This window comes from Actinomycetospora sp. CA-084318 (assembly GCF_050955885.1).
GTDB lineage: Bacteria > Actinomycetota > Actinomycetes > Mycobacteriales > Pseudonocardiaceae > Actinomycetospora.
Genome location: NZ_CP192098.1, coordinates 677,012 through 703,322 on the forward strand (window position 1 = coordinate 677,012; position 26,311 = coordinate 703,322).

Sequence of the window (26,311 nt, forward strand, 5' to 3'; positions counted from 1 at the left end):
CGTTCATCCTCACGGGTGCGGACCGATCGGGCGAGAGGAACATGGTCAGCCGGCGCGGCGCTCCAGCGTGACCCGGTCGATCTCGGTGCCGGTGTCGGTGATCGTCCGCAGCGTCATCGTCGTCGTCTGCCCGGGCCCGGGCGGCGGGACCACGTCCACCGTCACGTAGGCGTAGTCGAGGTAGCGCGCCTGCGACCAGTCGACGGCGTCCGGGATCTTCGCGTCCTCGCCGACCGCCTGGTAGCTCACCACGTTCACGTCGCCCTGCGGGGCGGGGTTGCCCCGGTAGCGGTCGACCTCGCCGGGCTGCCAGGAGTAGCGCGGGCGCCCGCCGGAGCCGACGCAGACGTAGGTGGTGCCGTCGGTCTCCGGGCGCACCGTCCCGCCGTCGGGGGCCTGGGTGGTGGAGCGGCCGCCGCGGATCGGGTTCGACCGCTCGTACTGGTGGTTGTGGCCCTGCAGCGCGAGGTCGACCGAGAACTCGTCGAACAGCGGGGCGACGGCCGCGCGCACCCCGGCGTCGGAGGCGTGCGTCGAGGACGTCGCGTAGGCGCAGTGGTGGAAGAAGGCGACGACGAAGTCGACGCCGGAGTTCGGCGTGCGCCACTGGCCCAGCGTCTGCCGCAGCCAGGCCACCTGCGAACCGCCCGAGTAGCCGGCGTTGGTGGGGATCTCCATCGACAGGTCGTTCGCGTCCACGCTGATCACCCCGACGTTGCCGTAGCGCATCGAGTAGACGCTGGGGCAGGCGCTCGGCCCGGTCCGCGGCAGGTCGAGCCGGGCGGCGTGGCCGCCGTAGCCGTGCGTCGCCCCGCGTTTCTGGTTGTCGTCGTAGAGGGCCTCCATGTCGTGGTTGCCGGTGGCGAACATCCACGGCGTGGAGGCGGCGCTGCGCTCGATGAGGCCGAAGTAGGTGGTCCACACCGTGGGGTCGAACGAGTCGAAGCCGGTCGGCGACTTCGAGGTCCCCGTGCTCCGCACGGGCTGCCCCTCGCCGGACGGGTCGGCGTAGCAGATGTCGCCCGCGAGCAGGTGGAACGCGGGCCGGGTGCCGGCGATGCGGTCCACCATCGACGTCGAGGGCGTCATCGTGCGGCGGGTGTCGTCGGGCTTGTAGTAGGCGTTGGTGAAGCCGGAGAGCCCGCTCGGCGGCACCATGTCCACGCCCTGGTCGGCGAAGGCGGTGAAGCTCCACGGGCCGCTCGGCTCCCGCGGCGCGGTGTGGAACGTCGCGGTGTCCGTGGTGGTGCCGTCGGCGAGCCGGAAGCGGTAGTCGTAGCTCTGGCCGGGCTGCAGGCCGGTGGCGAGCGCGTGCACGAAGTACTGGTCGCTCGCGCGGATCGACCCGTCGGCCTGCGGCACCTGGGAGACCAGCCGGCGGACCTCCACGGGCAGCCGCGCCCCGAACGAGCCGTTCTGCCCGAGGTCGACGACGACCGCGCCCTGCGGCGGGGCGGTCAGCTCCCCGGCCATCGCCATCGTGCGCATCGGGTCGTCGCCGAAGGAGAGGTGGCGGCCGACGACCGACACCGGCGCCTGCGACGCCGAGGCGCACGCGGTGAGCGCCCAGGGCGCGGAGGCGAGGCCCATCGCCGCGACCACGCCGGAGCCCCGCCTGAGTGCGCTGCGCCGCGAGACCGGGTGGCGGCGCAGGAAGCCCGCGATCCAGTCGTGCTGCTCGGCGACGGTCATGTGCTCGGCGAGGTGGGCGGGCACGCCGACGTCGGGAGCCTGGCCACGGGGGGTGCGCGTCACGACGGGCAGCGTCACCCGGAGGTGGATCGTGCGCATCCGAAAGTGGTTGAACACGAGGTGAACACGGCCGGTGAACGGGACGAAACGGTCGGTGACGAGTCCGATGTCGGCGGTGGCCCACCGCCGACGCCAGGTGACGGCCGCGGGCCACCGCCGACGTCCGGGTCGCGTCATGATGGAGCCCATGAGCCCCGTCACCCGACTGCTGCGCCGCGGGATCGGCCTGCCCGCCCCCCGCGTGCCGCGCGTGCGCGTCGCCCGGGACGTCGCGGTCCCGATGCCGGACGGGACCGTGCTGCGCCACGACCACCACCGCCCGTCCGGCGTCACGCGCGGCCCGGTGGTGCTCGTGCGCAGCCCGTACGGCCGGGCCGGGTTCTTCGGCCTGGTCTTCGGCCGGATCGTCGCCGAGCGCGGCTACCACGTCGTGGTGCAGTCGGTGCGCGGCACGGCCGGCTCGGAGGGCGAGCTCTCCCCGTTCGACGAGGCCGACGACGGCGTGGCCACCGTGCGCTGGCTCGTCGCCCAGCCCTTCTGCGACGGCCGCATCGCCACCCTCGGACCGAGCTACCTCGGCATCACGCAGTGGGCGCTCGCCCCGGAGGCCGGGGACGCGCTGAAGGCGATGGGCACCCTCGTCACCGCCTCGCAGTTCCGCGACCAGACCTATCCCGGCGGGGCGTTCTCGCTGGACAACGCGCTCTCCTGGGCCGCGATGATGACCCACCCGTCGCTGCGCGGCCGGCTGGTCGAGGCGGTCCGCCACCGGGTGCAGGCCGGGTTCGGCACGATCCCGCTCGCGCAGGCCGACCTCGTCGCCGCGGGCGTGCCCATCGACTTCTTCCAGGACTGGCTCCGCGAGGACGACCCCGACTCCGCGTACTGGGCCAAGCGGTCCTACAGCGGCGGCGTCGGGGAGGTCGGCCGTCGCGGCACCGCGATCAGCATGACCGGCGGGTGGCAGGACATCTTCCTGCCCTGGCAGCTCGCCGACCACGCCGCGCTGCGCGCCGCCGGCGCCCGCCCGCTCCTGCGCATCGGCCCCTGGGTGCACACCACCCCGGCCGGCATGGCCGCCGGGATCCGGGACGCGCTGCGGACCTTCGACGAGGCCTTCGGACACGCCCGTCCCGACGAGGGACCCCGGGTGCACCTCGAGCTCTCCGGGGGCGGGGGCGAGCGGCGGCTCGCGGACTGGCCGCCGGAGCACACCCGCGAGCAGGCGTTCTACCTGCGCACCGACCACGGGCTCGGTACCGGGGCGCCGACCTTCCCCACGCGCGACGACGCCTACTGGGCCGGCACGCGGATCACCTACGACCCGAACGACCCCACCCCCGCCGTCGGGGGCCCGATCCTCTCCGGGGCGTCCGGTCCGCGGGACCAGACCGAGCTCGAGGCGCGCGACGACGTGGTCGTCTTCACCGGCCCGGTCCTCGACGCCGACCTCGTGGCGCTCGGCCCGGCCCGGGCGACGGTGCACGTGCGGGCCGAGGTCGAGCACATCGACGTGTTCGTGCGCGTCTGCGACGTCGACCCGAGCGGTCGCTCGGTGAACGTGACCGACGGCATCCGGCGTCTGCGGCCCGGCAGCCCGGCGCCGGCGGACGACGGCACCGTGGCGGTCGAGGTCGAGCTGTGGCCGGTGGGGCACCGGTTCGCCGCGGGGCACCGCCTGCGCGTGCAGGTCTCGGGCGGGGCGCACCCGCGGTTCGCCCGGCACCCCGGGACGGGCGCCCCGCTGGGCGACGGCCGGGTGCTCGTGCCGCGCGAGCGCGAGGTCCTGCACGACGCCGCGCACCCCTCGCACGTGGTGCTCGCCGTGGAGGACTGACCGGACGTCGCACGCGGCTCGATCCGTGTCCGTACGTCCGCTTATGCTGCGCGTGCCCGCCGCTGCGCGGCGGGACACGGTGGACGCCCTCCCCCCGGGCGTCCGCGGTGTCGAGCGGGTCGGCCGCCCCCCGGCCGGCCCGCTCCCACCACCGCCCGCGTGTGATGCGCGTGTGATCGGGTCCTTGCGTTGCATGGTGCCCGGCTGGAACGCTGTCCCGGCTCGAAGTCCTCCGGTTCAGCCCGCAGCCGCGATGACGAGGCTCGGACTCCCGCGCCGGAGCGCGGCGTGCCCGTGCCCCGGACGCGGCGGCGGGGGCACGACATGGCGTCGACGACCACGACCCACCAGGGCAAGGGCAGACCCGGGAGACCGGACGAGGACTACCGCGCGCTCGCGCCGTTGCTGGCCGAGCACGCCGGCTACGCGGCCGACGATCCGCGGCGTGCCGACCTGCGCAGCCGGTTGGTGGTGGCCTACCTGCCCGTCGCCCACAACATCGCGCGGCGGTTCGCGCGGCGCGGCGAGCCGACCGAGGACCTCGAGCAGGTCGCGACGGTGGGGCTGATGCACGCCGTCGACCGGTTCGACCCCGGCCGCGAGCGGGACTTCCTGTCCTACGCGGTACCGACGATCATGGGGGAGGTCCGCCGCTACTTCCGCGACTCGGCCTGGTCGGTGCGCACCCCCCGCAGCGTCAAGGACCGCTACCTCGCGGTGGGCGGCGCGACGGCGACGCTCTCGCAGCGCCTCGGCCGCGCGCCGACGGCCACCGAGATCGCCGAACACCTGGGCATCTCGCGCGACGAGGTCACCGAGGCGGTGTCCGCGCACGGCTCGTACCACCCGGCGTCGCTCGACGAGACCCTCGGCGAGGGCGACGACTCCTCGCTGGTCAACGTCCTCGGCACGGTCGACCCGGAGTTCGACCGGGTGGAGGTGCGGGCGCTGGTGCACGGTCTGGTGGCCTCGCTGCCCCGCCGCGAGCGCACGATGCTCGCACTGCGCTTCGTCCACGAGCAGACCCAGGCCGAGATCGCCGCGGTGCTCTGCATCTCGCAGATGCACGTCTCCCGGCTGCTCGCCCGCACCCTCGCGCAGCTGCGGGCCCAGGTGGAGGCGCAGGTGCTCGCCGACGAGGACGCGGGCCCGTCGCTGGCGAGCTGAGCCCTCCCACCCCCGTGGTGGCAGCGAAGCGTCGTTGCTGTCAGCCAGTGGCAGCAACGACGCTTTCCTGTCACCGGGCGGGTCCCCCGACGGGCTGACGGCCGCGAATCTTCGTGACGTTCTGGTGACGGGCTGTCCGATTGTTCCGTCGTTGTTCACCGATCGGTCCCGTTGTGGCTGGTCAGGGGCCGGATGACCGGCTCGCGCGCAGGCGTTCGGGTGAGGACGATCCCGAGCGCCCGCCCACCCGCGCGAGATCCGGGAGCGCCCCATGTCCACGGTCGCCGATCGCCCCGTCACCTCCGGCCCTGGCCTGCGCCGCACCGTCGGCTTCAGCGCCCTCATGTTCATCTCGCTCGGCTCGATCATCGGCTCGGGCTGGCTGCTGGGGGCCCTCACCGCGGCCAAGTCGGCCGGCGGGGCGTCGATCCTGTCCTGGGTGCTGGCGGGCGTGATCGTGATCCTGCTGGCGCTCGTGCACGCCGAGCTCGGCTCGACCTACCCCGTCGCCGGCGGCACCGCCCGGTACCCGCGCCTCGCGTTCGGGGCGATCGCCGGGTTCACCGCCGGGTGGGTCGGCTGGATCCAGGCGGTGGCCATCGCCCCCATCGAGGTGGAGGCGGCGCTGTCCTACCTCGACCACCTCGTCCACGGCTTCGTCGACGACAACGGCAACCTGACCGGGCTCGGCCTGCTCGTCGCGGCGGCCCTCATGGTCGTGTTCACCCTCATCAACCTGGCCGGGGTGGCGCTGCTCGCGGAGACCAACCGGATCACGGTGCTGTGGAAGATCGCGATCCCGGTCCTCACCGTGATCGTCCTGGTCTTCGTCGCCTTCCACGGCAGCAACTTCACCGCCGGCGGCGGCTTCGCCCCCTACGGCGCGCACGGCGTGTTCGCGGCCCTCCCGCTCGGCGTGGTGTTCGCCCTGCAGGGGTTCGAGCAGGCGGCGCAGATGGGCGGTGAGGCGCGCAACCCGCAGCGCGACCTGCCGCGGGCCCTCATCGGTGCGGTGGCGCTCGGCGTGGTCATCTACCTCGCGCTCGAGGTCGCGTTCGTCGGTGCCCTCGACCCGGCCGCCCTCGCGACCGGCTGGGCCAACCCGATCGGCCAGGGCGACTTCGGTCCCTACGTGACGATCGCCGGGGCGCTCGGCCTGACCTGGCTGTCGATCCTGCTCTACGTCGACGCGTTCATCTCGCCCGCCGGGACCGGGCTCGTCTACGTCGCCACCTCGGCGCGTCTGTCCTATGCCCTGGGGCAGACCGGCTTCGCCCCGAAGGGCCTCGCGAAGATCTCCCGGCGCGGCATCCCGTGGGTGTCCACGCTCGTCGCCTTCGTCGTCGGGCTCATCTCCTTCGCCCCGTTCCCGAGCTGGCAGTCGCTGGTCTCGCTGGTCACCTCGGCCACCGTGATCATGTACGGCTTCGCCCCGCTGACCCTCGCGGCGCTGCGCAAGGTCGACCCCGACCGGCCGCGGCCCTACCGGATGCCGGCCGCCGCCGTGATCGCCCCGCTCTCGTTCATCGCCGCGAACGAGATCATCTACTGGTCGGGCTGGACCACCGACTGGAAGCTCGCCGTCGCGATCGTCATCGGGTTCGTGCTCTTCGCGGCGTACCGCGCCGTGCGGGCCTCCCGCGAGGGCCTCGCGTTCTTCGGCGCGGACCTGCAGCTGCGCTCGCTCGCCTGGATCCTGCCGTGGCTCGGCGGGATGCTCGTGATCTCCGCGCTCGGCCAGTACGACGGCGCCGAGGTCATCCCGGAGTGGATCGACCTGCTCGTCGTGGCGGTGTGGTCGCTGGTGGTCTTCTACGTCGCGGTCGCCATGGTGATGCCGGCCGACCAGGTGGCCCGGGAGGTCGAGGCCGAGGCGTCCGAGGCCGGGGCGGAGACCGCGGAGCTGCACGGGTAGCACTCGGTCCAGCGGGTACCTCCGGCCGTGCTGAGCGGACTGCCGGAGCGTGCCTGGACCCGGGTGCGTCAGGCCTGGGTGCGGATCGCGCTCGACGGGGCCACGGCGGTCGTCGCCTTCGTCGTGGCCCAGCTCGTCCTGCGCCAGCCCGCGCCGATCTTCGCGCCGATCGCGGCGGTCGTCTGTCTCACCGACGCGCCGGCCGCCCGCGGTCCGCGCGCGCTGCGGCTGCTGGTCGGCGTCGTGGCCGGGGTGGCGGTGGGGGAGCTCGCGAAGGTCGCCCTCGGCAGCGGCTGGCTGCAGGTCGGGGCGGCCGTCGTCGTCGGGATGCTCGTCGTGTCCCTGGGCAGCATCAACCCGCTGACGCTGCTGCAGTCCGGGATCGCCGCCCTGCTCGTCGTCGGGATCGGCTCGTCGCAGGCCGGCTGGACGCGGCTGGCGAGCGCCCTGATCGGCGGCGCGATCGCGCTCGTCGTGAGCCAGGTGCTCGTCTCGCCGAGCCCGACCCGCCAACTCGGCGACGCCGTCACCGCCGCCCTGCGACGGATCGCCGACGGCCTGCACGACGTCGGATCCGGGCTGCGGTCGGGCTCGTCGGAGGCGTTGCGGAACGCTGCGGAGGGCCTGCGGGGCGGTCACGACGACGTGGCCGGATTCCTCGACGCCCGCACCACGTCGGACCGACTGGCCCGCACGACGCTGCGCGGCCGGCGGGAGCGCGCCGCCCTCGCCGCGATGCAGCGGCGGTTCGAGGGCCTGGAGTACGTCCACGCCGGGTCGGTGCTGCTCGCGCGCACCGCGGCCGAGGTCGTCGGGCGGGGCGAGCAGGTGCCGGCGAGGCTGGTGGACGGGGTGGTCGAGCTGGCCGCCGTGGTCACGGCACTGGCCGACCACCCGCGCGACGGCGACCCGAGCTCCGACGGCTCCCGGTCCGCGCACGACGTGGCGGACGGCCTCGCCGCCACCGACCCCGACTCGTGGACGGCCGGCGCGGCCCGCCTCGCGACCCAGCTGCACCTGCTCGCCGAGGACGTCGACGCCCTCACCGACCCGCGGTCCCGGGTGGTCGCATAGGTCCCGGTCGCGTGGGTCCCGGTCGCGTGGGTCCCGGTCGTGTGGGTCCCGGTCGCGGCGAGCGAGCACCTGCGGTGGTCGATCGGGACCCGCCACCGCCGACGGTGCTCGATGATCATGACGACGACGGCTGCGACCGGGCAGGATGCGCACTGTGAGCGAGGAGGCGGAGGGCCCGGAGTTCGAGGACGCGGCGGACGAGCTCTACGGGCTGCACCCCGACCGCTTCGTCCCGCGCCGCACGGAGCTGGTGAAGGCGGCCAGGGCGGTCAAGGACAAGGAGACCGCGACCGCGATCGGTGCCCTGCGCAAGCCGTCCCTGGGCGCGTGGTTGGCGAACGTCCTGGCGCGGGAGTCCCCCGACGAGGTCGGCGCCCTGGAGGAGCTCGGCGGACAGCTGCGCCAGGCCCAGGAGACGCTCTCCGGCGATGCGCTGCGGAGATTGACCTCGCAGCGCCGTGAGCTCGTCGGGGCGCTCGTCGCGCGGGCCCGCAAGCTCGCGCGGGAGGACGGCGAGAAGGTCGGCGACTCGGTCGCCCGTGACCTGGAGCAGACGATCGCCGCCGCCCTGGCCGACCCGGAGGCGGCGCGCGCGTTCGCGGCCGGCCGGCTGACCACGGCGCTCGAGCCGGGCGCGGGCTTCACGGGCGGGTCGACGGCGCGGGGCGCGGGCGGCACGACGCGTCGGCCCCCGCCGCGCGGGTCCTCGTCGACGCGCCCGGCGCCTCGTCGTCGGGAGGAGCCGGAGCCCGGGCCCGACGAGGGGCCGGACCCGGCGGAGGCGGAACGCGAGCGCGCCCGGGAGGCCGCCGACCGGGCCGTCGAGCGGGCCCGCGAGCAACGCGACGACACCGCCCGCGCGGCCGAGCGGGCCCGCCACCGCGCCGAGCAGGCCGGGTCGGACCACGACGAGGCGGCCGCCGCGGCGCAGTCGCTGCGGGACCGGCTCGAGCGCGCCGAGGCCGACGAGACCGCCGCCCGCGAGGCGCTGGACGCCGCCCGGCAGGCCGCCGAGGAGGCCGACACCGCGGCCGACGAGGCGCGCCGGGCGCTCGACCAGGCCGAGGCCGAGCGGGCGGATCTGGAGTAGCCCCCCAGTGCAAGCAATGCGTCACTGCCGGCACTGGACGCCAGGAGAGCCACATCGTCAGCGCCGCGACGACGATGCCGGATTTCCTGTCACTGGGTGCAAGCAGTGACGCATTGCTTGCACCCAGCCGGGGGTCAGCCCGCCGTCGCGTACGCCTTCAACGGCGGCTCGGCGAACACCCGCGGGTAGGTGGCGATCTGGTACGCGGCGCCCGCGGCGTAGGTGGCGAACCGGGCGGGACCGGTGACCGGGTCGACGCCGGGCTGGAAGGGCGCCAGGCACACGGCGCGGTCGATGCGGGCCGCGGAGGCGAGGCCGCCGTGGTCGAGCGCGTCCACCACGAGCGCGTAGGCCACCGGGTCGATCGAGCCCATCGACAGGTGCTCGGCGAGGTGGCCGGGGCAGACGTCGAAGGTCGAGATGTTGGCGCGGCCGCCGGCGCCGGTGTTGAGCCGCGAGCTCTCGGCCGGCGGGAGGTTGGGGACGACGACCTCGTCGGTCGGGGTCCACATCGACGTGTAGTTGATCCCGGCGAAGGTCTCCCCGCCGGCGTTGAGCGCGTCGAGGAAGCGCGAGAACGTCGCCTGCTGCCAGATCGACGGGGCGCAGCCCACGGTGCAGACCGGGTACGAGTCCAGCGTTCCGTGGTTGGACGGGTCGATGCCGATCACCGAGGCGGTCCGGGTCCGGGTGTCCGGCCAGTACTTCAGCGCCCAGCGGCCGATCATGCCGCCCTGGGAGAAGCCGACGATCGCGACCTTCTGCCCGCTGCGCGCCGCCACCGTGCGGATCGCGTTGACGACGTACTCGGCCGAGACCTGGATGTCGCTCATCGCGTGGTTCGGCAGCTCGACCGAGCAGTACGGCCGGCCCGCGGCGCGGAACGCGCGAAAGTAGTTCCAGGAGAAGTTCTCCTCGGGGGTCAGCGTCGTCCCCGGGATGAACAGCGCGACCGGCCGCGAGGTGTTCGTCGTCCCCGGCCCGCACGCCACCGCGGTGTCCAGCCGCGACTGCGGGACCGAGAACGCGGGCCCGCCGGAGCCGGACGACCAGGAGGGGGCCGCCGAGGCCGCGGGGGCGGCGAACCCGGCCGCGAGGGCCAGCCCGAGCACACCGGCGCCGAGCGCCCGGGCCCATCGACTCTTCGTCGGGAACGGACGCATCACGGTCTCCTGTCACCCGGGAACTCGAGTACCGGGAAGTAGACCTCACGGCGGGTTCACGACGACGCGCGGGGTGCCTCCGGACGGACGGCGCGCTGCGTCCGGGTGGGGGTAGGAGCTCCGAGCGCGCGGGAGATGCCGCGGGCCGCCGCCCGGACCGCCGGGACGAGCGTCCGCGGCTCGATCCCGCCGGGGGTCGACGGCGAGGGGACGACGACCGAGATGGCGGCGACGACGGTGTCGGACTCGCCGCGCACCGGCGCGGCCACCGAGAGGGCGGCGAGGTCGATCATGCCGTCGCAGACCGCCACCCCGTCGCGGCGGATGCCGGCGAGCGTGCGGCGCAGCACCGCGGGATCGGTGATCGTCCTGGCCGTGAAGGACGTCAGCGACGAGGCGAGCACCGACTCCTGGACCACCGGGGGCGCGAAGGCGAGCAGCACCTGGCCGACGCCCGTGCCGTGCAGCGGCCAGCGCCCGCCGATCCGGGACAGCAGCCGCACGGCGTCGGGGTGGGCGAGCCGTTCGACGTAGACGCCCTCGTGCCCGTCGCGGACCGCGAGCTGCACGTTCTGCCGGGTCGCCTCGTACAGGTCCTCGAGGAACGGCATCGCCCGTTCCCGCAGCCCGATGCTGCGCGGCGCGAGCGACCCGACCTCCCAGAGCCGCAGCCCGATCCGGTAGGCGCCGTCCCCGCCGCGCTCGAGGGCGCCCCAGCCGGCGAGCTCGCCGACCAGACGGTGCGCGGTGGACACCGGCAGCGCCGCGGCCCGGGCGATCTCGGTGAGGGTCAGGGCGGTGTGGTCGTGGTCGAACACCTCGAGGATCGAGAAGACGCGCCCGGTCACCGTGTCGCCGCCCGACCGGGGCGCGCGGCGGGCGCGCGAGGAGGTCAGGCCGCTGCCCGCGGGCAGGCCGGGACGCGGCGGTCGGCCGACCGGCCGGGACGGAGCGGACTCCGGGACGTCAGGGGTCACCGTCGGCTCCTTTGCTTCCGGTGGACGGAAGCCAGCCTCTCGCAGCCCCGGGATCCCCGCCACCCTGAGCGACGTGAGCCCAGGAGCACCCGAGCGCCGACGCACGGAGCAGGACGAGGTCACCGACGCGATCCGCGCGGCCGCCACCGTCGCCCCGCAACGCGGTGGACACCCCGACCGTGCCTATGCGCCCTACCGCTCGACGAACCTGCGCGCCCCCGCCCAGCCGCTCGTCGTCGCCACCCCGAGCCTGCTCGAGCGGGCGGCGCCGGTGTTCGGCGCGAAGGACGTGGCCCCGACCGACGCCGACCTGACCGTGCAGTCGACCGGCGAGCCGCTCGGCGAGCGCATCGTGGTCACCGGCCGGGTGCTCGACGGCGACGGCAGGCCGGTGCGCAACCAGCTCGTCGAGGTGTGGCAGGCCAACGCCTCCGGGCGCTACCGCCACGACGGCGACCGCCACCCCGCCCCGCTCGACCCGCACTTCGTCGGGGGCGGGCGCTGCCTCACCGACGACGACGGCCGCTACCGGTTCGTCACGATCAAGCCGGGCGCGTACCCGTGGCGCAACCACCACAACGCCTGGCGGCCGGCGCACATCCACTTCTCGCTGTTCGGCACGGCGTTCACGCAGCGCCTCGTGACGCAGATGTACTTCCCCGGCGACCAGCTCTTCCACCTGGACCCGATCTTCTCCTCGGTCACCGACGAGAAGGCCCAGCAGCGGCTCGTCGCCCGCTACGACCACGACACGACCGTCGCCGAGTGGGCGCTGGGCTACCAGTGGGACATCGTCCTCGACGGCCCCGGCGCGACCCCGCCCGACCCGGACGAGGTGTGAGATGACCGCGACCCACGAGCCCTCCCCGTCCCAGACCGTCGGGCCGTTCTTCGCCTTCGGCCTCCCCTTCGACGGCGGGGGCGACCTCGTCCCGCCCGGCACCGCCGGCGCGATCTCGCTGCACGGCACCGTGCGCGACGGCGCGGGCGCCCCGGTGCCCGACGCCCTGCTCGAGTTCTGGCAGGCCGGACCGGACGGCCGCATCCCCGCCCGGGCCGGCTCGCTCGTGCGCGACGGTCGCTCGTTCACCGGGTTCGCCCGGGTGCCGACCGACCGCAGCGGCGACTACGCGGTCCGCACGCTGCGGCCCGGGCCGATCGCGGGCTCGGCCGAGGCGCCGCACCTCGCGGTGACGGTGTTCGCCCGCGGCCTGCTCCACCACCTGTTCACGCGCGTCTACTTCCCGAACCACACCGAGGCCAACGCGGCCGACCCGCTGCTGGCCGCGCTGCCCGAGGACCGGGCGGCGACGTTGATGGCGATCCCCGACGGCTGGTTCGGCGGGCCGGGCTACCGGTTCGACGTCCGGCTGCAGGGGCCGGGGGAGACGGTGTTCCTGGATCTCATCGGGGGCTCGTCGTGACCGCCCCGGACCGCACGACCGTCGCGATCGTCGGCGGGGGCCCGGCCGGACTGATGCTGTCGCACCTGCTGCTCGCGCGCGGGGTGGACTCGGTGGTGCTGGAGTCGCGGCCGCGCGAGCGGGTCGAGTCGCGCCAGCGGGCCGGCATCCTCGAGCACGGCACGATCGACGCGCTGCGCGAGGTCGGCGCGGACGCGCGGATGGACGAGAAGGGGATGCCGCACGACGGGTTCGCCTTCCACGTGCACGGCGAGCGCATCCACGTCGACATGCAGGCGCTCACCGGTCGCAACGTCATGATCTGGGCGCAGACGGAGGTCGTGAAGGACCTCGTCGCGCTGCGTCTCGAGCAGGGCGAGCCGCTGCTGTTCGACGCCGAGGTCACGTCCGTCGAGAAGGTCGACGGGCCGCTCTCGCGCGACGGCGAGGCCCTGGTGCACTACCGCCACGAGGGCGCCGAGCACGAGCTGCGCGCGGACGTCGTCGTCGGCGTCGACGGGTTCCACGGGGTGGCGCGCCGGGCGATTCCCGACGAGGCCGTGCGCACCTACGAGCGCGTCTACCCCTTCTCCTGGCTGGGGATCCTCGCCGACGCACCGCCGTCGTCGGACGAGCTCGTCTACGCCCGGCACGAGCGCGGGTTCGCGCTGCTGTCGATGCGCTCGCCCACGGTCACCCGGGCCTACGTCCAGGTGCCGAACGACACCGACCCGTCGTCGTGGTCGGACGAGGCGATCTGGGACGAGCTCGAGGCGCGGACCGCGCTCAATCCAGGGGAGCACGCCGATAGGGGGTCGTTCACGCTGACCCGCGGCCCGATCACCGACAAGAGCGTCACCCCGATGCGCTCGTTCGTCGCCGAGCCGATGCGCCACGGGCGGCTGTTCCTCGCGGGCGACGCCGCGCACATCGTCCCGCCGACCGGCGCGAAGGGGCTCAACCTCGCCGTCGCCGACGTCCGGGTGCTCGCCGAGGCGATCTCGTCCTGGGTCGCCGACGGCTCGCAGGACCTGCTCGACGCCTACTCCGACACCGCGCTGCGCCGCGTCTGGCGGGGCGAGCACTTCAGCTGGACGATGACGACGATGCTGCACCGCGACCCCGACGCGGACCCGTTCGACGACCAGCTCGCGCTCTCGCACCTGCGCCTCGTCGCGCAGTCCGAGGCGTACCGGACCTCGATCGCCGAGAACTACCGGGGTGTGCCTCTCGGCATGTGAGCAGAAAGGGTCGCTATAGCGACCCTTTCTGCTCACGAGAGCGGCGCTCACATGCTCGTGAACCGGTCGACCAGCCCCGACGTCGCGACCATGGTGGTGAACCGCGCGACGCCGGGGATCTGGGCGAGCGTGCGGCGCAGCAGCACGTCGAGGGCGTGCACGTCGGCGACGTCGATGCGCAGCAGGTAGTCGACGTCGCCGGTCACGTGGTGACAGCTCACGAGGCCGTCGAGGTCGACGATCCACCGCTCGAAGCGCCCGACCGTGTCCGCGGTGTGGTCGACCAGCACCACCGACAGGTGCACGACGAGCGCGCGCCCGATCGCCTCCGGATCGAGCACGGCCCGGTACCCGCGGATGACGCCCTCGGTCTCGAGCCGGCGCAGGCGTCGTTGGGCGGAGGAGGCCGAGACGTTCACGGCCTCGGCGAGGTCGGCCAGGCTGGAGCGTCCGTGGTCGACGAGGTGGGCCAGGATCAACCGGTCGACCCGGTCCAGCTGGGTGGTTCGGCCACCGGGCGGCGCAGTCATGACGGAATCATGCACCTTCGAGGCGCCCAGCCGCGGAAGTCGCCCGGCATCGCCCACCATGATCGCCGCACGATGGAGTCATGACGAGGAACGTGGCCCTGCTGGCGATGGTGGTCGCCGGCGCGGCGTGGGGAGCGGTGTTCGTGGCGCCCGGGCTGGCGCCGCTCGCCCCGGCCCTGCTGCTGGCGACCGGTCGGTTCGTGGCGTTCGGGGCGGTCTCGCTGCCCCAGGTCCGCCGGGTGCTGCGGGCCGACGTCCCGTGGGGTCGCGTGATCGCGCACGCCCTCACCGGCTCGGTCGTCTACTACGCCCTCGTCGCCGTCTCCGTCCGGCTCGCCGGGCCCACCGTCGCCGTCGCCACCATCGGCCTCGTCCCGGTCGTCATGGCCCTGGTCTCCGCGCGCGGCACCGGGCGGGTCGCCGGGCTCGTCCCCGCGCTCGTCCTCGTCGCGCTCGGACAGGTGCTGCTGCACGTCGGCCCCGGGCAGGACTGGTCGCTCGAGGCCCTCGTCGGGCTCGCCCTCGCCGTCCTCGCCCTGATCTCGTGGTCCTGGTACGGCCTGGACTCGCACAAGCTCCTGCACGAGCGCCCCGACATCGCGCCCGCCCTCGCCGCCGCCCAGGGCCTCGCCGCGGGCGCGCTCGCCCTCCCGGCCGCCGTCGCTCTGCTGCTCGTCGACGGTGTCCCGGCGCAGCCGGTGCGGGCGCTGGTCGTGGTGCTGTTCCTCGGGCTCGTGTCCTCCTGGCTCGCCGTGCGGCTCTGGCACGCGGCCGCCGGGTACCTCTCGCCGGTGCTGGTCAGCCAGCTCATGGCACTGGAGACGGCGTGGGGCTTCGTGTTCGCCGCGGTGGTCGAGGGCGGCGTCCCCGGGCCGCTGCAGCTCGCCGGGGAGATCGCGCTGGTGGGCGGCGTGGTGCTCGCGGTGCTCGTCGACGCGCGCCGGTCGCGCCGCGATGCCGTGCCCGCTCCCGCTCCCGTTCCCGACGAGCTGTCGGTGCCGGACGGTGCTCCGGTGCCCGCGGCCTCGTCGCGGTCGTGAGACCCGGCCGACGTCGGTGGCCGATCCGTCGCACCTGACGCGTCGGCGGGGCCACTCGCTCCCCGGCGTCGGCCGGTCGCGAAGCCGGAAGACCCTTCCTGGTCATCAGGTTTCCTGATAATCTCAGCGCCATGAGCACGCCGCCGTCGTTCGAGACCGTCGCCATCGAGGTCGGGGAGGGTGCGGAGGCCGGCATCGGCTGGTTGTTCTTCGACCGCCCCGACAAGCGCAACGCGATGAACCCGACGCTGAACCGCGAGATGATCGCGGCGCTCGACTGGCTCGAGGGCGCCGAGGACGTGCGGGTCGTGGTGCTCACCGGCCGCGGCGACGCGTGGTCGGCCGGCATGGACCTGCAGGAGTACTTCCGCGAGGTCGACGCCGCCCCGCCGCACGTGGAGATCCGCGCCCGGCGGGACTCGGCGGAGTGGCAGTGGCGTCGGCTCATCCACTTCGCGAAGCCGACGATCGCGATGGTCAACGGCTGGTGCTTCGGCGGAGCGTTCACCCCGCTCGTGTGCTCCGACCTGGCGATCGCCGCCGAGGACGCGAGCTTCGGGCTCTCCGAGGTCAACTGGGGCATCCCGCCCGGCGGCCTGGTGTCCCGCGCGCTCGCCGAGACGATCTCCGCGCGCGACGCGCAGTGGTACGTGATGACCGGTGAGCGCTTCGACGGCCGGCAGGCGTCGGCGATGCGGCTGGTCAACGAGGCCGTGCCGGGCGAGGCGCTGCGCGCGCGGACCGTCGAGGTGGCCGCGAAGCTGGCGGGCATGAACACCCACGTGCTGCGCGCGGCGAAGGTCGGGGTGAAGAAGGTGCGCCAGATGTCGTGGGACACCGCCGAGGACTACCTCTACGCCAAGCTCGACGCCGCGACCGGCCACGACCCCGAGCAGGGCAAGCAGCAGGGCCTCACCCAGTTCCTCGACGCCAAGACCTACCGCCCCGGCCTGGGGGCGTACGAGCGGTCATGACCCCGCCGCCCGGCCTCGGCACCTGGACCGCCCGTCGCGCCCGCAACTCCCCGAACCGCGTCGCGCTGGTGCACGGCGACACGCGCACCACCTACGCCGAGCTCGACGACCGCGTCCGGCGCCTCGCCGCCGGCCTGCGCGGGCTCGGCGTCGCGCCCGGTGATCGCGTCGCCCACCTCGGGCCGAACCACCCGGCCTTCGTCGAGACGATGTTCGCGACGACGGGTCTCGGCGCGGTCTTCGTGCCGCTCAACACCCGGCTCGCCGCGGCCGAGATCGCGTTCGCGCTGTCCGACACGACGCCGCGGGTGGTGGTCACCTCCGATGACAGTAAAGCGTCACTGCTGGCACCCAGTGACAGTGGTGACGCATTGCTTGCACTCGAGGTCGGCGGCTCCTACGACGAGCTGATCGCCGGGAGCGAGCCCACGGACCTCGTCGACGCCGACCCCGACGCGCTCGCCGTCCTCATGTTCACCTCCGGCACCACCGGCCGGCCGAAGGCGGCGTGCCTCACCCACGCGAACCTGACGTGGAACGCGCTCAACGTCGTCGTCGACGTGGACCTGCGCTCGGACGAGGTCTGCCTGCTCTCCGCACCCCTGTTCCACGCCGCCGCGCTGGGCATGACCTGCCTGCCGGTGCTGCTCAAGGGCGGCACCCTCGTGCTGGAGCAGGCCTTCGACGTCGACCGCACCCTCGACCTCGTCGAGCGGGAACGGGTCACGATCATGTTCGGCGTCCCGACGATGTTCGCGACGATCGCGCGGTCGCCGCGCTTCGCCGACGCCGACCTCTCCAGCGTCCGCTACCTGCTCTGCGGCGGCGCCCCGGTGCCGCCGAGCCTGCTCGAGGTCTACGACCACCGCGGCCCCGCCTTCCTGCAGGGCTACGGCATGACCGAGGCCGCGCCCGGCGTCCTGCTCCTCGACCCCGCGCACGCCCACGCGAAGGTCGGCACGGCGGGCCGCCCGCACTTCTTCACCGACGTCGCCCTCGCCCCGTCCGGGGAGGTCCTCGTGCACGGTCCGCACGTCGTCGCGGGCTACTGGCAGCGCCCGGAGGAGACCGCTGCGGCGTTCACCGACGAGGGCTGGTTCCGCTCCGGCGACGTCGCGGAGGCCGACGACGACGGTTTCCACCGGATCGTCGACCGCGTCAAGGACCTCTACATCTCCGGCGGCGAGAACGTCTCGCCCGCCGAGGTGGAGGGGGTGCTCGCCGGTCACCCCGAGGTCGTCGACGCCGCGGTCGTGGGTGTTCCCGACGACCGCTGGGGCGAGGTCGGGCACGCGTGGGTCGTCCTGCGCGACGGCGCGACGACGACGGCGTCCGACGTGCTGGCCTGGCTCGACGGCCGGCTCGCCCGGTTCAAGACCCCGCGGACCGTCGAGGTCGTCGAGGTCCTGCCGCGCAACCCCACGGGCAAGCTCGACAAGCCGGCCCTGCGTCGCTCACTGGGCCAGTGAGGCCCGCGCCGCGTTGAGGTAGCCGCGGAAGCGTTCCCGCTCCTCGTGGTCGAGGCCGTGCACCATCCGCTCCTCGATGGCCGCCACCGGGGCCGCGTAGCGCGCGAGCAGGTCGTGGCCCGCCGGGGTCAGCGAGATGAGCAGCTGCCGGCGGTTGTGCGGGTTGCGGTGGCGCACGATCAGCTCGCCACGCTCGAGGGCCGTGACCAGGTCCGCCATCGCCTGCGGGGTTACGAACGAGTTCCGGGCCAGTTCCGCGGAGGTGAGCCCGTCGCGCGTCGCGAGGACGGTCAGGGCCGTGTACTGCAGGGCCGTCACGCCCGAGTCGCGCAGCAGCTCGTCCAGGCGCGCACGGACGATGAGCTCGACCTGCTTGACCGCGTAGAGCAGCGACGGCCGTGGTCGCGCGGCGGGCCCCGGGGTCACCCGGCCCATGTTCGCATGTTCCGGACGACGGGAGGTTCCGCGCGCGCCGGGCACCGCGCGCGTGAGAATGTGCTCCGCTCCCCGATGACGTGTTGGAGGTCCCTCGGTGCCCCTGCTGCGCGCGCTGCTCGACGGCGGCCTCGACGATCCCGAGGCGGTCCGGATCGGCGACACCGCGTTCTCCGGTCCGGAGCTGCTGGGTGCGGCGGCCGTGGTGGCCGACGAGATCGCCGCCCGCGCCGAGCCGGCGTCCCCGGTGGCGGTGGGGGCCACGCCGACCGCGGAGACCGTCGTCGCGATCGTCGGCTGCCTGCTCGCGGGCGCGCCCGTGGTGCCGGTGCCGCCCGACTCGGGGCCTGCCGAGCGGGCGCACGTGCTGACCGACTCCGGCGCGACGACGTGGTTCGGCGAGAAGCCGCGCGACGTCACGCTGACCGCCCGCCGGGTCGACCTCTCGCGCCGCGCCGGGCACGCCGTCTCCGAGGCGGCGGGCGACGGCCCCGCCCTGATCCTCTACACCTCCGGCACGACGGGCTCGCCGAAGGGCGTGCTGCTCTCCGCCGACGCGATGGCGGTCGGGCTCGACGGCCTCGCCGACGCCTGGGCCTGGACCGACGCCGACACGCTCGCCCACGGCCTGCCGCTGTTCCACGTCCACGGGCTGGTGCTGGGGGTGTTCGGGGCGCTGCGCACGGGCTCGCGGCTGGTGCACACCGGTCGTCCGACGCCGGAGAACTACGCGGCGGCGGTCGCCGAGCACGGCGGGTCGCTGCTGTTCGGGGTGCCCACCGTCTGGTCGCGCATCGGCAACGACCCGGCCGCGGCGGCCGCGCTCTCCGACGCCCGCCTGCTCGTCAGCGGTTCCGCGCCGCTCCCGGTGCCGGTGTTCGAGCGCATCCGGGAGCTGACGGGCCAGGCGCCGGTGGAGCGCTACGGCATGAGCGAGACCATGATCACGCTGGCCGTGCGGGCCGACGGCGAGCGCCGTGCGGGCTGGGTCGGGGTCCCGGTGGAGGGCGTCGAGGCACGTCTGCGCGCGGTGACCGAGGACGAGTCCGGGGAGCCCGTCACCACCGACGAGGACGTCCCGGCCGACGGCGAGTCGATCGGCGAGCTGCAGGTCCGCGGTGCGTGCCTGTTCGACGGCTACCTGAACCGGCCCGAGGCGACGGCCGGCACCTGGACCGACGACGGCTGGTTCCGCACCGGGGACGCCGCCGTCGTCGACGCCTCCGGCTACCACCGCATCGTCGGCCGGCGCTCGGTCGACCTCATCAAGTCCGGCGGCTACCGCATCGGCGCGGGCGAGGTGGAGACCGCCCTGCTGGCCTACGAGGGCATCAGCGAGGCCGCGGTCGTCGGGGAGCCCGACGAGGACCTCGGGCAGCGCATCGTCGCCCACGTCGTGTGCCCGGACGGCGCCGTCGACGCGCAGGCGGTGATGGACTTCGTGGGGGAGCGGCTCTCGAAGCACAAGCGCCCCCGCGAGGTCGTCGTGGTCGACGAGCTGCCCCGCAACGCCATGGGCAAGGTGCAGAAGGCGCGGCTGCGTCGCTCATAGGACCGCGCGCAGCGCACACTGGAGCCGTGACCGACGAGGAGCTGATCGTCGCCTTCGCGCTGACCCGGCTCGACCACCCCGACCTCGACCTCGAGGAGACGGCCGCCCTGCTCGTCCGGCGCCTCGGCCCGGACCGCGCGCTCGACATGGCCGCGCAGAACCTGGTCGACCGCGGCGAGCTGCGCGGGTCGTCGTTCGCCGCCGCCGTCGAGCGCGTGATGCGCGTCGTGCTGACCCTGCGGGACGCGCCGGGCTGATCCGCGCCCCTCAGCCGACGGGCCGGGGGAGCAGCAGGACCAGCAGCGCCGCCACCGCGGCCGGGACCGCGAACGCCACGAAGTTCATCGCGAAGCCCTGACCGGAGGCGACGACGAGGCCGCCGTAGAGCGGCCCGGCGATCGCGCCGAGGCGGCCGATCCCGAGTGCCCAGCCCAGGGCCGCCGCCCGCAGGTGCTCCGGGTAGGACGTCGCGGTGTAGGAGTTGACGAGGATCGTCGTCCCGATCGTGCACGCGCCCGCGACCGCGATGACCGCCAGCAGCAGCGCGGTCGGCAGGGCGGTCGTCAGGACCAGGATGGCCGCGGCCGCCGTCAGGAACATCCCGACGACGACCCGGCGCACCCCCACGCGATCGGCGAGGGCGCCGAGCAGCGGCGTGCCGACGATGGCCCCGAGGTTGAGGGCGAGCAGGAACGCCAGTGCCCCGCCGAGCGCGTAGCCGGCCTGCCGCATGATCTGGGCGAGCCAGGTGTTCAGGCCGTAGACCAGCAGCAACCCGATGCCGGTGACCAGCCAGAACAGCAGGGTGGTGCGCGGCGTCGCGAGCAGTTCGCGCAGCGGGGCGCGCCGCGCCGGGCCCGCGGCGACCGGTTCGGGCGCGCCGTAGCGCCGGGCGAGGGCGGTGGCCTCCTCGCCGCGGCCCCGCGCGAGGAGGTACGCCGGCGACTCCGGCAGCGCGACGACGACCACCACCAGCAGCACGAGGCCGACCGCGGCGCCTGCCCAGAACAGCGACCGCCAGCCCAGGGCCTCGAGCATCGTGATCCCGCCGAGGGCGGCCAGCACCCCGCCGACCGAGTACCCGGAGAACATGAGTGCGTTGGCGGCGTTGCGCCGCCCGGCGGGCGCGTACTCGACGGTGAGGGCGATCGCGGTGGGGACGACGCCGCCCAGCCCGATGCCCGCGACGAAGCGCAGCGCCCCGAAGACCTCCGGGCTCGGCGCGACGGCGCACAGCGCCATGGCGACCGAGAACCACGCGATGCAGCCGATCATCAGGCGCCGCCGACCGACCCGGTCGGTGACCACCCCCGCGAGCAGTGCGCCGAACAGCATGCCGACCAGCGCGGCGGAGCCGATGCGGCCCGCCGCCGCGGCCGAGAGCGCCCACTCCCCGGACACGAGGGCGGGGAGGGCGCTGCCGTAGACGATCAGGTCGTAGCCGTCGACGACGATCGCGAGCCAGCAGAGCCCGATGACGAGGGCCGGCGAACGCGTCGCGGTGGCGACGGAGCGGGTGTCGGTCATGGCGCACTCCCCGGCGGTGAATCGGGCGAATGCGACAGCCTGGAGCGACCGCGCGGCGGCGGTCAAGACGCACGGCGGGCCGTGCGTCAATCGTGCCGTGCCCTACGCGGCCTCGGTGGCCGCGCGCAGCTTCGCGAGCCGCTCCTCGCGGGGCCAGCGGACGTTCCAGGCCCAGCCGAGCTTCTCGAACAGGGCGATCGTCTCCGCCGACAGGTCGATCTCGAAGCGGCCCACGCCGTGCCGCGCCGAGGTGGGGTCGGCGTGGTGCAGGTTGTGCCAGGACTCGCCCATCGACAGCAGGGCCAGCGGCCACACGTTGGTGGAGCGGTCGCGCGCCTTCCACGGGCGCTCGCCGACCATGTGGCAGATCGAGTTGGTCGACCAGGCCACGTGGTGGGACAGGCACACCCGCACCAGGCCCGCCCAGAAGAACGCGGTGAACGCGCCCCAGAGCGACCAGGTCGCGAGCCCACCGATGGCGGCCGGGACGATGAACGACGCGGCGGTGATCCACCCGAAGTTCCTGCTGACCCGGACCACGTCGGGGTCGGCGAGCAGGTCGGGGCAGTAGCGCTGCTGGTCGGTGAGCGAGCGCTCCAGGATCCAGCCCATGTGGGCGTGCCAGAAGCCCTTGGCCAACGCGGCGGGGGAGGTGCCGTAGCGCCACGGGGAGTGCGGGTCGCCCTCCTTGTCGGCGAAGGCGTGGTGGCGGCGGTGGTCGGCGACCCAGTGCAGCACCGGGCCCTGCACGGCGAGCGAGCCCGCGACCGCGAGCGCGATCCGCAGGCCCCGGCCGCACCGGAACGCCCCGTGGGTGAAGTACCGGTGGAAACCGACGGTGACGCCGAGCATGGAGATCACGTAGAGCCCGACGGCGAGGCCGACGTCGAGCCACGACAGGCCCCAGCCCCAGGCGAGCGGTACGGCCGCGAGCAGGGCGAGGAAGGGCACGGTGACGACGAGGTAGGTCATCACGTGCGGGGCGAGCGGGCGCCGGTGGACATGCGTCGTCGTCATCGCTTCCTCACGCTACGGGCGGCAGGTGGCCGTCGCGGGTCGCATCCGGAGCAACCGGACGGCCGCGGGGTGTCCGCCGCTTCCCGGTCCGGGGCCGGGGCAAACGCGACGTGACTCCGGGATGACGTTACGCAGCCGGAGCTGGCTCTCGAACGAGTGGTTCGGTCACGATCCGTACGTGCTCACTCGCAGACTGTTGATCGCCACGCTCCTCGCTGCCCTGATCGGACTCGTGCCGGCGGCCGCCTGCGCCGCCCCGACCGCGCCCGCGGCCGGGACCGTGACATCCGTCGCATCGGCCGTGCCCGGATCGGACTCCGGTCTGCCCGTGCGGGCGCTCTCGAGCCTGCCGTCCCAGACGACGGACACCGTCCGGCTCGTCCAGCGGGGCGGACCGTTCCCGTACCGCCAGGACGGCGTGGTGTTCCAGAATCGCGAGGGCGTGCTCCCGGCCCGGGCCGCCGGCTACTACCACGAGTACACGGTGGTGACGCCGGGCTCGTCGGACCGCGGCGCCCGACGGATCGTCACGGGCTCGCAGGGCGAGTACTACTACACGGGTGATCACTACGAGAGCTTCGTCGTCGTGGACGTGAACCGATGACGGATCTGCACGCGGCCACGACCCGCGCCCGGGACCGGGCCCGGACCGTCGGCGTGGTGGCCGAGGCCGCCGACAAGCAGTCGACGTTGGCCGCCATCGGCCGGGCCCTGCACTTCCCGGCCTACGTCGCCGCGAACCTCGACGCGCTCGAGGAGAGCGTGCGGGACCTGTCCTGGCTGCCGGTCGGTCCGGTCGAGCTGGTGTGGGTGGACGGCCCGCTGCGCGACGCCGACCCGCCGACCCACCGCACGATCACCGAGATCCTCGACGGGGCGAGCAGCCCCGAGGGCGAGCGCCCGTTCCGGGTCACGCGTGTAGGGTGACCGCCGTGCAGCGCTGGTACCGGTTTACGTGCCCGGCCCGGGAGGGGTCGGCGGGTAGACCGCTGCGCTAGACCCCGTCCCGCGAGCCGTTCCCGGCTCGCGATGCACGACGGCGGGTCCGGGTCCGGCTCCTTCTCCCAGGAGTCCCCGATGACCGCCCTGATCGACGCCGGACCGCTCGACGGTGCCCGGACCGTCGCCGTCACGCCCCTGCCCTCGCCCGCCCTGCTGCGCCACGAGCTGCCCGCCTCCGACCGGGTCGCGGACGCCGTCCGTCGCGGTCGCGGTGGTGCGGAGGCGATCCTGCGCGGCGAGGACGACCGCCTGCTCGTGGTCGTCGGCCCGTGCTCGATCCACGACGTGGAGGCCGCGCGCGAGTACGGCGCGCGCCTGGCCGTCGAGGCCGAGCGGCACGCCGACCGCCTGCACGTCGTCATGCGGACCTACTTCGAGAAGCCGCGCTCGACGGTCGGCTGGAAGGGCCTGATCAACGACCCGGGCCTGGACGGGTCGTTCGACGTCGCCCGCGGCCTGCGCACCGCGCGGTCGCTCATGCTCGACCTGGCCTCGCTCGGGCTGCCCCTTGGCTGCGAGTTCCTCGACCCGATCACCCCGCAGTACCTCGCCGACCTCGTCGCGTGGGGCTCGATCGGTGCGCGCACCGCGGCGAGCCAGGTGCACCGCCAGCTCGCGAGCGGGCTGTCCATGCCGATCGGGATCAAGAACGGCACCGACGGTGACATCGGGGTCGCGGTCGACGCGATCGGCGCGGCCGCCGCGCCGCACGCGTTCATGGGCGTCACCGCCGAGGGCCTGGCCGGCCTGATCACCACCACCGGCAACGTCGACGCCCACCTCATCCTGCGCGGCGGCTCGACCGGTCCCAACCACGACGAGGCCTCCGTGGCCGCGGCCTGCGCGGCGCTGCGCGCGAAGGGCCACGCCGGCCGCGTCGTGGTCGACGCGAGCCACGGCAACTCCGGCAAGGACCACCGTCGCCAGCCCACGGTGGTGGCCGACCTCGCGCGGCAGCGCGCCGCGGGCGGGCCGGTGGCCGGCGTGATGATCGAGAGCTTCCTCGTCGAGGGCCGCCAGGAGATCGGACCCGACATGGTGCGCGGGCGCAGCGTCACCGACGGCTGCGTCGGGTGGGACACGACGGTGTCGCTGCTGGACGAGCTCGCGGCCGCCGCTCCGGCGTCAGCGGTGGCAGCGGTGGCACAGCACTGACGTCGGACGTGCGCACGGCGCCACTCGCACCCGGGTCTGCACCGATTCCGTGACCCATGCCCGGGTGGGAAGCGCCATCGTCGGCGAACCGGTCCGGCCTGACCGTTCTACGATCCCGCGCATGACAGCACCCGAGGCGCCGGAGGAGCTCGTGCTCGCCGGCGAGTTCCCGACGCCGGCGCGCGATGCGTGGCGCGAGCTCGTCGCGGGCGTGCTCGCGAAGTCCGGGCGCGAGGTCGACCCGGCCGACGCCGAGGCGGCGCTCACCACCGCCACCGACGACGGCTTCGACATCGCCGCGCTCTACACCGCCGACGACGCCCCGGACGTGCCCACCGGGGTGCCGGGACTCCCGCCGTTCACGCGGGCGTCGCGGCCGGAGGGGCACGTCGCCGAGGGCTGGTACCGGCGGCAGCGGCACGCGCTCACCGACCTGGAGTCGGCCCACGACGTCGTCATGGCCGAGCTGGAGAACGGCGTCTCGTCGCTGTGGCTCGTGCTCGGCGAGGCGGGCGGTCCGGCCGTCGACGCCCTGCCGCGGCTGCTGGAGGGGGTCTATCTCGACCTCGCCCCGATCGCGCTCGAGGCCGGTCGGGACACCCCGGACGCGGCCGCGGCGCTGCTGGCCCTGGCGGCCGAGCACGGCGTCACCAGCGCGCTCGGCGGCTCCCTCGGCTACGACCCGCTGCTCGCCCGGACCCGGGGCGGCGAGCCGCTGACCGACGCCTACCGCTCCGCGCTGGTCGACCACGCCCGCACGGCGGCCGAGAAGCACCCGCATCTCGCGACGGTCGTCGCCGACGGCCTGCCCTTCCACGAGGCGGGCGGCTCCGACGGCCAGGAGTTGGGCGCCGCGCTCGCCGCCGGCCTCCACGCGGTGCGCCTGCTGAACGACGCGGGGCTGTCGGTCGACGACGCCTTCGCCCGCGTCGAGTTCCGGTTCGCCGCGACCGCCGACCAGTTCGCCACGCTGGCGAAGCTGCGCGCCGCCCGCCGCTGTTGGGACCGGATCGGCTCGGTCGCCGGTGCCTCCGACGCCGTCCGCGCGATGCGCACGCACGCCGTGACGTCCCCGGCGATGCTCACCGGCCGCGATCCGTGGGTGAACATCCTGCGGACCACGGTCGCCGCCGTCGGAGCCGGCCTCGGCGGGGCCGACGCGGTGACGGTGCTGCCGTTCGACTCCGTCCTCGGCCTGCCCGACGACTTCTCCCGCCGCGTCGCCCGCAACACCCAGGCGCTGCTGCTCGAGGAGTCCCACCTCGCGCACGTCATCGACCCGGCCGGCGGCTCCTGGTACGTCGAGTCGCTCACCGACGCCCTCGCCCACGCCGCGTGGGACGTCTTCACCGGCATCGAGCGCGACGGGGGCATCGAGGGCGTTCTCGACGACGGGTCGCTCGCGTCCGCCCTCGAGGAGACCTGGACCGCGCGCGCCGACCGGATCGCGCACCGCACGGACCCGATCACCGGCGTCAGCGAGTTCCCGAACCTGCACGAGACCCTGCCCGGCCGGGAGCGGCCGCCGTCGGGAACCGGGGACGCCGAGGGCGGACTGCCGCGCCGGCGCTACGCGCAGGTCTTCGAGGACCTGCGCGACCGGGCGGACGCGGCCTCCTCCCGCCCGACCGCCTTCCTCGCGACCCTCGGAGCGCTCGCCCAGTACACCGCGCGGGTGTCCTTCGCGACGAACCTGCTGCACGCCGGCGGCATCGACGTCACCGAGGGGCCGGGCGGCACCGACGTGGACGAGATCGTGGCCGCGTTCCGGTCGGCCGGGGCGACGGTGGCCGTGATCGCGTCGTCGGACAAGGTCTACGCCGAGCACGCGGCGCCGCTGGCCCGGGCGCTGGCCGACGCCGGCGCGACCCGGATCGTGCTGGCCGGGGCGCCGAAGACGCTGTCGGACGATGCGCTGACCGGGTACCTCTACACCGGGTGCGACGCCGCGGCGCTGCTGACCGACCTGCTCGACGAGCTGGGAGCCTGAA

At 74.5% G+C, this 26,311-nt stretch carries 24 protein-coding genes; 17 read left to right on the forward strand and 7 right to left on the reverse strand.

Annotation, left to right across the window (positions count from 1 at the left end):
- Window positions 1-45: 45 nt before the first annotated feature.
- Entirely contained in the window at window positions 46-1,755 is a 1,710-nt protein-coding gene (locus ACQPYX_RS03345; RefSeq protein WP_433801494.1) for a metallophosphoesterase, read from the reverse strand.
- A gap of 184 nt (window positions 1,756-1,939) precedes the next feature.
- On the opposite strand from ACQPYX_RS03345, the gene ACQPYX_RS03350 reads away from it, so the two are divergent.
- The 5 genes from ACQPYX_RS03350 (at window position 1,940) to ACQPYX_RS03370 (ending at window position 8,835) form a co-directional block, all read left to right on the forward strand.
- Window positions 1,940-3,589 (forward strand): CocE/NonD family hydrolase, encoded by a 1,650-nt coding sequence (locus tag ACQPYX_RS03350; RefSeq protein ID WP_433801495.1) that lies wholly within the window; start codon window positions 1,940-1,942, stop codon window positions 3,587-3,589.
- Window positions 3,590-3,913: 324 nt separating this feature from the next.
- Window positions 3,914-4,756, forward strand: coding sequence for a SigB/SigF/SigG family RNA polymerase sigma factor (locus ACQPYX_RS03355; RefSeq protein ID WP_433803658.1), 843 nt, complete (start codon window positions 3,914-3,916; stop codon window positions 4,754-4,756).
- Between the two features lie 271 nt (window positions 4,757-5,027).
- Window positions 5,028-6,671, forward strand: coding sequence for an APC family permease (locus ACQPYX_RS03360; protein WP_433801497.1), 1,644 nt, complete (start codon window positions 5,028-5,030; stop codon window positions 6,669-6,671).
- A gap of 27 nt (window positions 6,672-6,698) precedes the next feature.
- A complete protein-coding gene (locus ACQPYX_RS03365; protein WP_433801499.1) occupies window positions 6,699-7,745 on the forward strand; it encodes an FUSC family protein in 1,047 nt (348 codons plus the stop codon).
- A gap of 154 nt (window positions 7,746-7,899) precedes the next feature.
- Window positions 7,900-8,835, forward strand: a complete 936-nt coding sequence (locus ACQPYX_RS03370; protein WP_433801501.1) for a hypothetical protein — start codon at window positions 7,900-7,902, stop codon at window positions 8,833-8,835.
- A gap of 134 nt (window positions 8,836-8,969) precedes the next feature.
- On the opposite strand, the gene ACQPYX_RS03375 is transcribed toward ACQPYX_RS03370, so the two are convergent.
- Window positions 8,970-9,998, reverse strand: coding sequence for an esterase/lipase family protein (locus ACQPYX_RS03375; protein ID WP_433801503.1), 1,029 nt, complete (start codon window positions 9,996-9,998; stop codon window positions 8,970-8,972).
- Between the two features lie 56 nt (window positions 9,999-10,054).
- Complete coding sequence (locus ACQPYX_RS03380) at window positions 10,055-10,975, reverse strand: IclR family transcriptional regulator (RefSeq protein ID WP_433801505.1); 921 nt, start codon at window positions 10,973-10,975, stop codon at window positions 10,055-10,057.
- A gap of 73 nt (window positions 10,976-11,048) precedes the next feature.
- Here ACQPYX_RS03380 and pcaH point away from each other — a divergent pair, with 73 nt between their 5' ends.
- From pcaH to ACQPYX_RS03395, 3 genes are read left to right on the forward strand one after another with little or no spacing between them, the layout of a single operon-like run.
- Window positions 11,049-11,816, forward strand: coding sequence for a protocatechuate 3,4-dioxygenase subunit beta (pcaH, locus tag ACQPYX_RS03385; protein ID WP_433801507.1), 768 nt, complete (start codon window positions 11,049-11,051; stop codon window positions 11,814-11,816).
- 1 nt (window position 11,817) lies between these two features.
- On the forward strand, window positions 11,818-12,399 hold the full coding sequence (pcaG, locus tag ACQPYX_RS03390) for a protocatechuate 3,4-dioxygenase subunit alpha (protein ID WP_433801509.1): 582 nt from the start codon (window positions 11,818-11,820) through the stop codon (window positions 12,397-12,399).
- A complete protein-coding gene (locus ACQPYX_RS03395; RefSeq protein WP_433801511.1) occupies window positions 12,396-13,619 on the forward strand; it encodes a 4-hydroxybenzoate 3-monooxygenase in 1,224 nt (407 codons plus the stop codon). The genes pcaG and ACQPYX_RS03395 overlap by 4 nt, the downstream gene beginning before the upstream one ends.
- A gap of 47 nt (window positions 13,620-13,666) precedes the next feature.
- Here the strand turns inward: ACQPYX_RS03395 and ACQPYX_RS03400 are convergent, their stop codons facing one another.
- Window positions 13,667-14,149: an Lrp/AsnC family transcriptional regulator gene (locus ACQPYX_RS03400; protein WP_433801512.1), complete on the reverse strand. Its 483-nt coding sequence runs from the start codon at window positions 14,147-14,149 to the stop codon at window positions 13,667-13,669.
- Window positions 14,150-14,229: 80 nt separating this feature from the next.
- Here ACQPYX_RS03400 and ACQPYX_RS03405 point away from each other — a divergent pair, with 80 nt between their 5' ends.
- The 3 genes from ACQPYX_RS03405 to ACQPYX_RS03415 all read left to right on the forward strand — a co-directional run bounded on the left by ACQPYX_RS03405 (window position 14,230) and on the right by ACQPYX_RS03415 (window position 17,632).
- Window positions 14,230-15,189 (forward strand): EamA family transporter, encoded by a 960-nt coding sequence (locus ACQPYX_RS03405; protein ID WP_433801513.1) that lies wholly within the window; start codon window positions 14,230-14,232, stop codon window positions 15,187-15,189.
- 131 nt (window positions 15,190-15,320) lie between these two features.
- Window positions 15,321-16,163: a p-hydroxycinnamoyl CoA hydratase/lyase gene (locus ACQPYX_RS03410; protein WP_433801514.1), complete on the forward strand. Its 843-nt coding sequence runs from the start codon at window positions 15,321-15,323 to the stop codon at window positions 16,161-16,163.
- Complete coding sequence (locus tag ACQPYX_RS03415) at window positions 16,160-17,632, forward strand: acyl-CoA synthetase (RefSeq protein WP_433801515.1); 1,473 nt, start codon at window positions 16,160-16,162, stop codon at window positions 17,630-17,632. Before ACQPYX_RS03410 ends, ACQPYX_RS03415 begins: the two co-directional genes overlap by 4 nt.
- Here the strand turns inward: ACQPYX_RS03415 and ACQPYX_RS03420 are convergent.
- Complete coding sequence (locus tag ACQPYX_RS03420; protein WP_433801516.1) at window positions 17,618-18,067, reverse strand: MarR family winged helix-turn-helix transcriptional regulator; 450 nt, start codon at window positions 18,065-18,067, stop codon at window positions 17,618-17,620. The genes ACQPYX_RS03415 and ACQPYX_RS03420 overlap by 15 nt on opposite strands.
- Window positions 18,068-18,164: 97 nt before the next feature.
- Between ACQPYX_RS03420 and ACQPYX_RS03425 the strand changes: the two genes are divergently transcribed.
- Both ACQPYX_RS03425 and ACQPYX_RS03430 read left to right on the forward strand, forming a co-directional pair.
- Window positions 18,165-19,619: an acyl-CoA synthetase gene (locus ACQPYX_RS03425; protein ID WP_433801517.1), complete on the forward strand. Its 1,455-nt coding sequence runs from the start codon at window positions 18,165-18,167 to the stop codon at window positions 19,617-19,619.
- A 26-nt stretch (window positions 19,620-19,645) separates the two neighbouring features.
- On the forward strand, window positions 19,646-19,876 hold the full coding sequence (locus ACQPYX_RS03430; protein ID WP_433801518.1) for a hypothetical protein: 231 nt from the start codon (window positions 19,646-19,648) through the stop codon (window positions 19,874-19,876).
- 10 nt (window positions 19,877-19,886) lie between these two features.
- On the opposite strand, the gene ACQPYX_RS03435 is transcribed toward ACQPYX_RS03430, so the two are convergent.
- Together ACQPYX_RS03435 and ACQPYX_RS03440 are read right to left on the reverse strand one after the other, a co-directional pair.
- Complete coding sequence (locus tag ACQPYX_RS03435; protein WP_433801520.1) at window positions 19,887-21,146, reverse strand: MFS transporter; 1,260 nt, start codon at window positions 21,144-21,146, stop codon at window positions 19,887-19,889.
- Between the two features lie 102 nt (window positions 21,147-21,248).
- On the reverse strand, window positions 21,249-22,163 hold the full coding sequence (locus ACQPYX_RS03440; protein WP_433801521.1) for an acyl-CoA desaturase: 915 nt from the start codon (window positions 22,161-22,163) through the stop codon (window positions 21,249-21,251).
- Window positions 22,164-22,341: 178 nt separating this feature from the next.
- Between ACQPYX_RS03440 and ACQPYX_RS03445 the strand changes: the two genes are divergently transcribed.
- The 4 genes from ACQPYX_RS03445 (at window position 22,342) to ACQPYX_RS03460 (ending at window position 26,310) form a co-directional block, all read left to right on the forward strand.
- A complete protein-coding gene (locus ACQPYX_RS03445; protein ID WP_433801523.1) occupies window positions 22,342-22,767 on the forward strand; it encodes a ribonuclease domain-containing protein in 426 nt (141 codons plus the stop codon).
- A complete protein-coding gene (locus ACQPYX_RS03450; RefSeq protein ID WP_433801524.1) occupies window positions 22,764-23,090 on the forward strand; it encodes a barstar family protein in 327 nt (108 codons plus the stop codon). The genes ACQPYX_RS03445 and ACQPYX_RS03450 overlap by 4 nt, the downstream gene beginning before the upstream one ends.
- A 150-nt stretch (window positions 23,091-23,240) precedes the next feature.
- Complete coding sequence (locus ACQPYX_RS03455; RefSeq protein WP_433801525.1) at window positions 23,241-24,320, forward strand: 3-deoxy-7-phosphoheptulonate synthase; 1,080 nt, start codon at window positions 23,241-23,243, stop codon at window positions 24,318-24,320.
- 121 nt (window positions 24,321-24,441) lie between these two features.
- Window positions 24,442-26,310, forward strand: coding sequence for a methylmalonyl-CoA mutase family protein (locus tag ACQPYX_RS03460; RefSeq protein WP_433801527.1), 1,869 nt, complete (start codon window positions 24,442-24,444; stop codon window positions 26,308-26,310).
- Window position 26,311: the final 1 nt, after the last annotated feature.

Coding starts and splice junctions, on each gene's coding strand:
- ACQPYX_RS03350 (WP_433801495.1), top strand. CDS start 1,940: ATGAGCCCCGTCACCCGACTGCTGCGCCGCGGGATCGGCCTGCCCGCC.
- ACQPYX_RS03355 (WP_433803658.1), top strand. CDS start 3,914: ATGGCGTCGACGACCACGACCCACCAGGGCAAGGGCAGACCCGGGAGA.
- ACQPYX_RS03360 (WP_433801497.1), top strand. CDS start 5,028: ATGTCCACGGTCGCCGATCGCCCCGTCACCTCCGGCCCTGGCCTGCGC.
- ACQPYX_RS03375 (WP_433801503.1), bottom strand. CDS start 9,998: ATGCGTCCGTTCCCGACGAAGAGTCGATGGGCCCGGGCGCTCGGCGCC.
- pcaG (WP_433801509.1), top strand. CDS start 11,818: ATGACCGCGACCCACGAGCCCTCCCCGTCCCAGACCGTCGGGCCGTTC.
- ACQPYX_RS03400 (WP_433801512.1), bottom strand. CDS start 14,149: ATGACTGCGCCGCCCGGTGGCCGAACCACCCAGCTGGACCGGGTCGAC.
- ACQPYX_RS03405 (WP_433801513.1), top strand. CDS start 14,230: ATGACGAGGAACGTGGCCCTGCTGGCGATGGTGGTCGCCGGCGCGGCG.
- ACQPYX_RS03410 (WP_433801514.1), top strand. CDS start 15,321: ATGAGCACGCCGCCGTCGTTCGAGACCGTCGCCATCGAGGTCGGGGAG.
- ACQPYX_RS03415 (WP_433801515.1), top strand. CDS start 16,160: ATGACCCCGCCGCCCGGCCTCGGCACCTGGACCGCCCGTCGCGCCCGC.
- ACQPYX_RS03420 (WP_433801516.1), bottom strand. CDS start 18,067: ATGGGCCGGGTGACCCCGGGGCCCGCCGCGCGACCACGGCCGTCGCTG.
- ACQPYX_RS03435 (WP_433801520.1), bottom strand. CDS start 21,146: ATGACCGACACCCGCTCCGTCGCCACCGCGACGCGTTCGCCGGCCCTC.
- ACQPYX_RS03440 (WP_433801521.1), bottom strand. CDS start 22,163: ATGACGACGACGCATGTCCACCGGCGCCCGCTCGCCCCGCACGTGATG.
- ACQPYX_RS03450 (WP_433801524.1), top strand. CDS start 22,764: ATGACGGATCTGCACGCGGCCACGACCCGCGCCCGGGACCGGGCCCGG.
- ACQPYX_RS03455 (WP_433801525.1), top strand. CDS start 23,241: ATGACCGCCCTGATCGACGCCGGACCGCTCGACGGTGCCCGGACCGTC.
- ACQPYX_RS03460 (WP_433801527.1), top strand. CDS start 24,442: ATGACAGCACCCGAGGCGCCGGAGGAGCTCGTGCTCGCCGGCGAGTTC.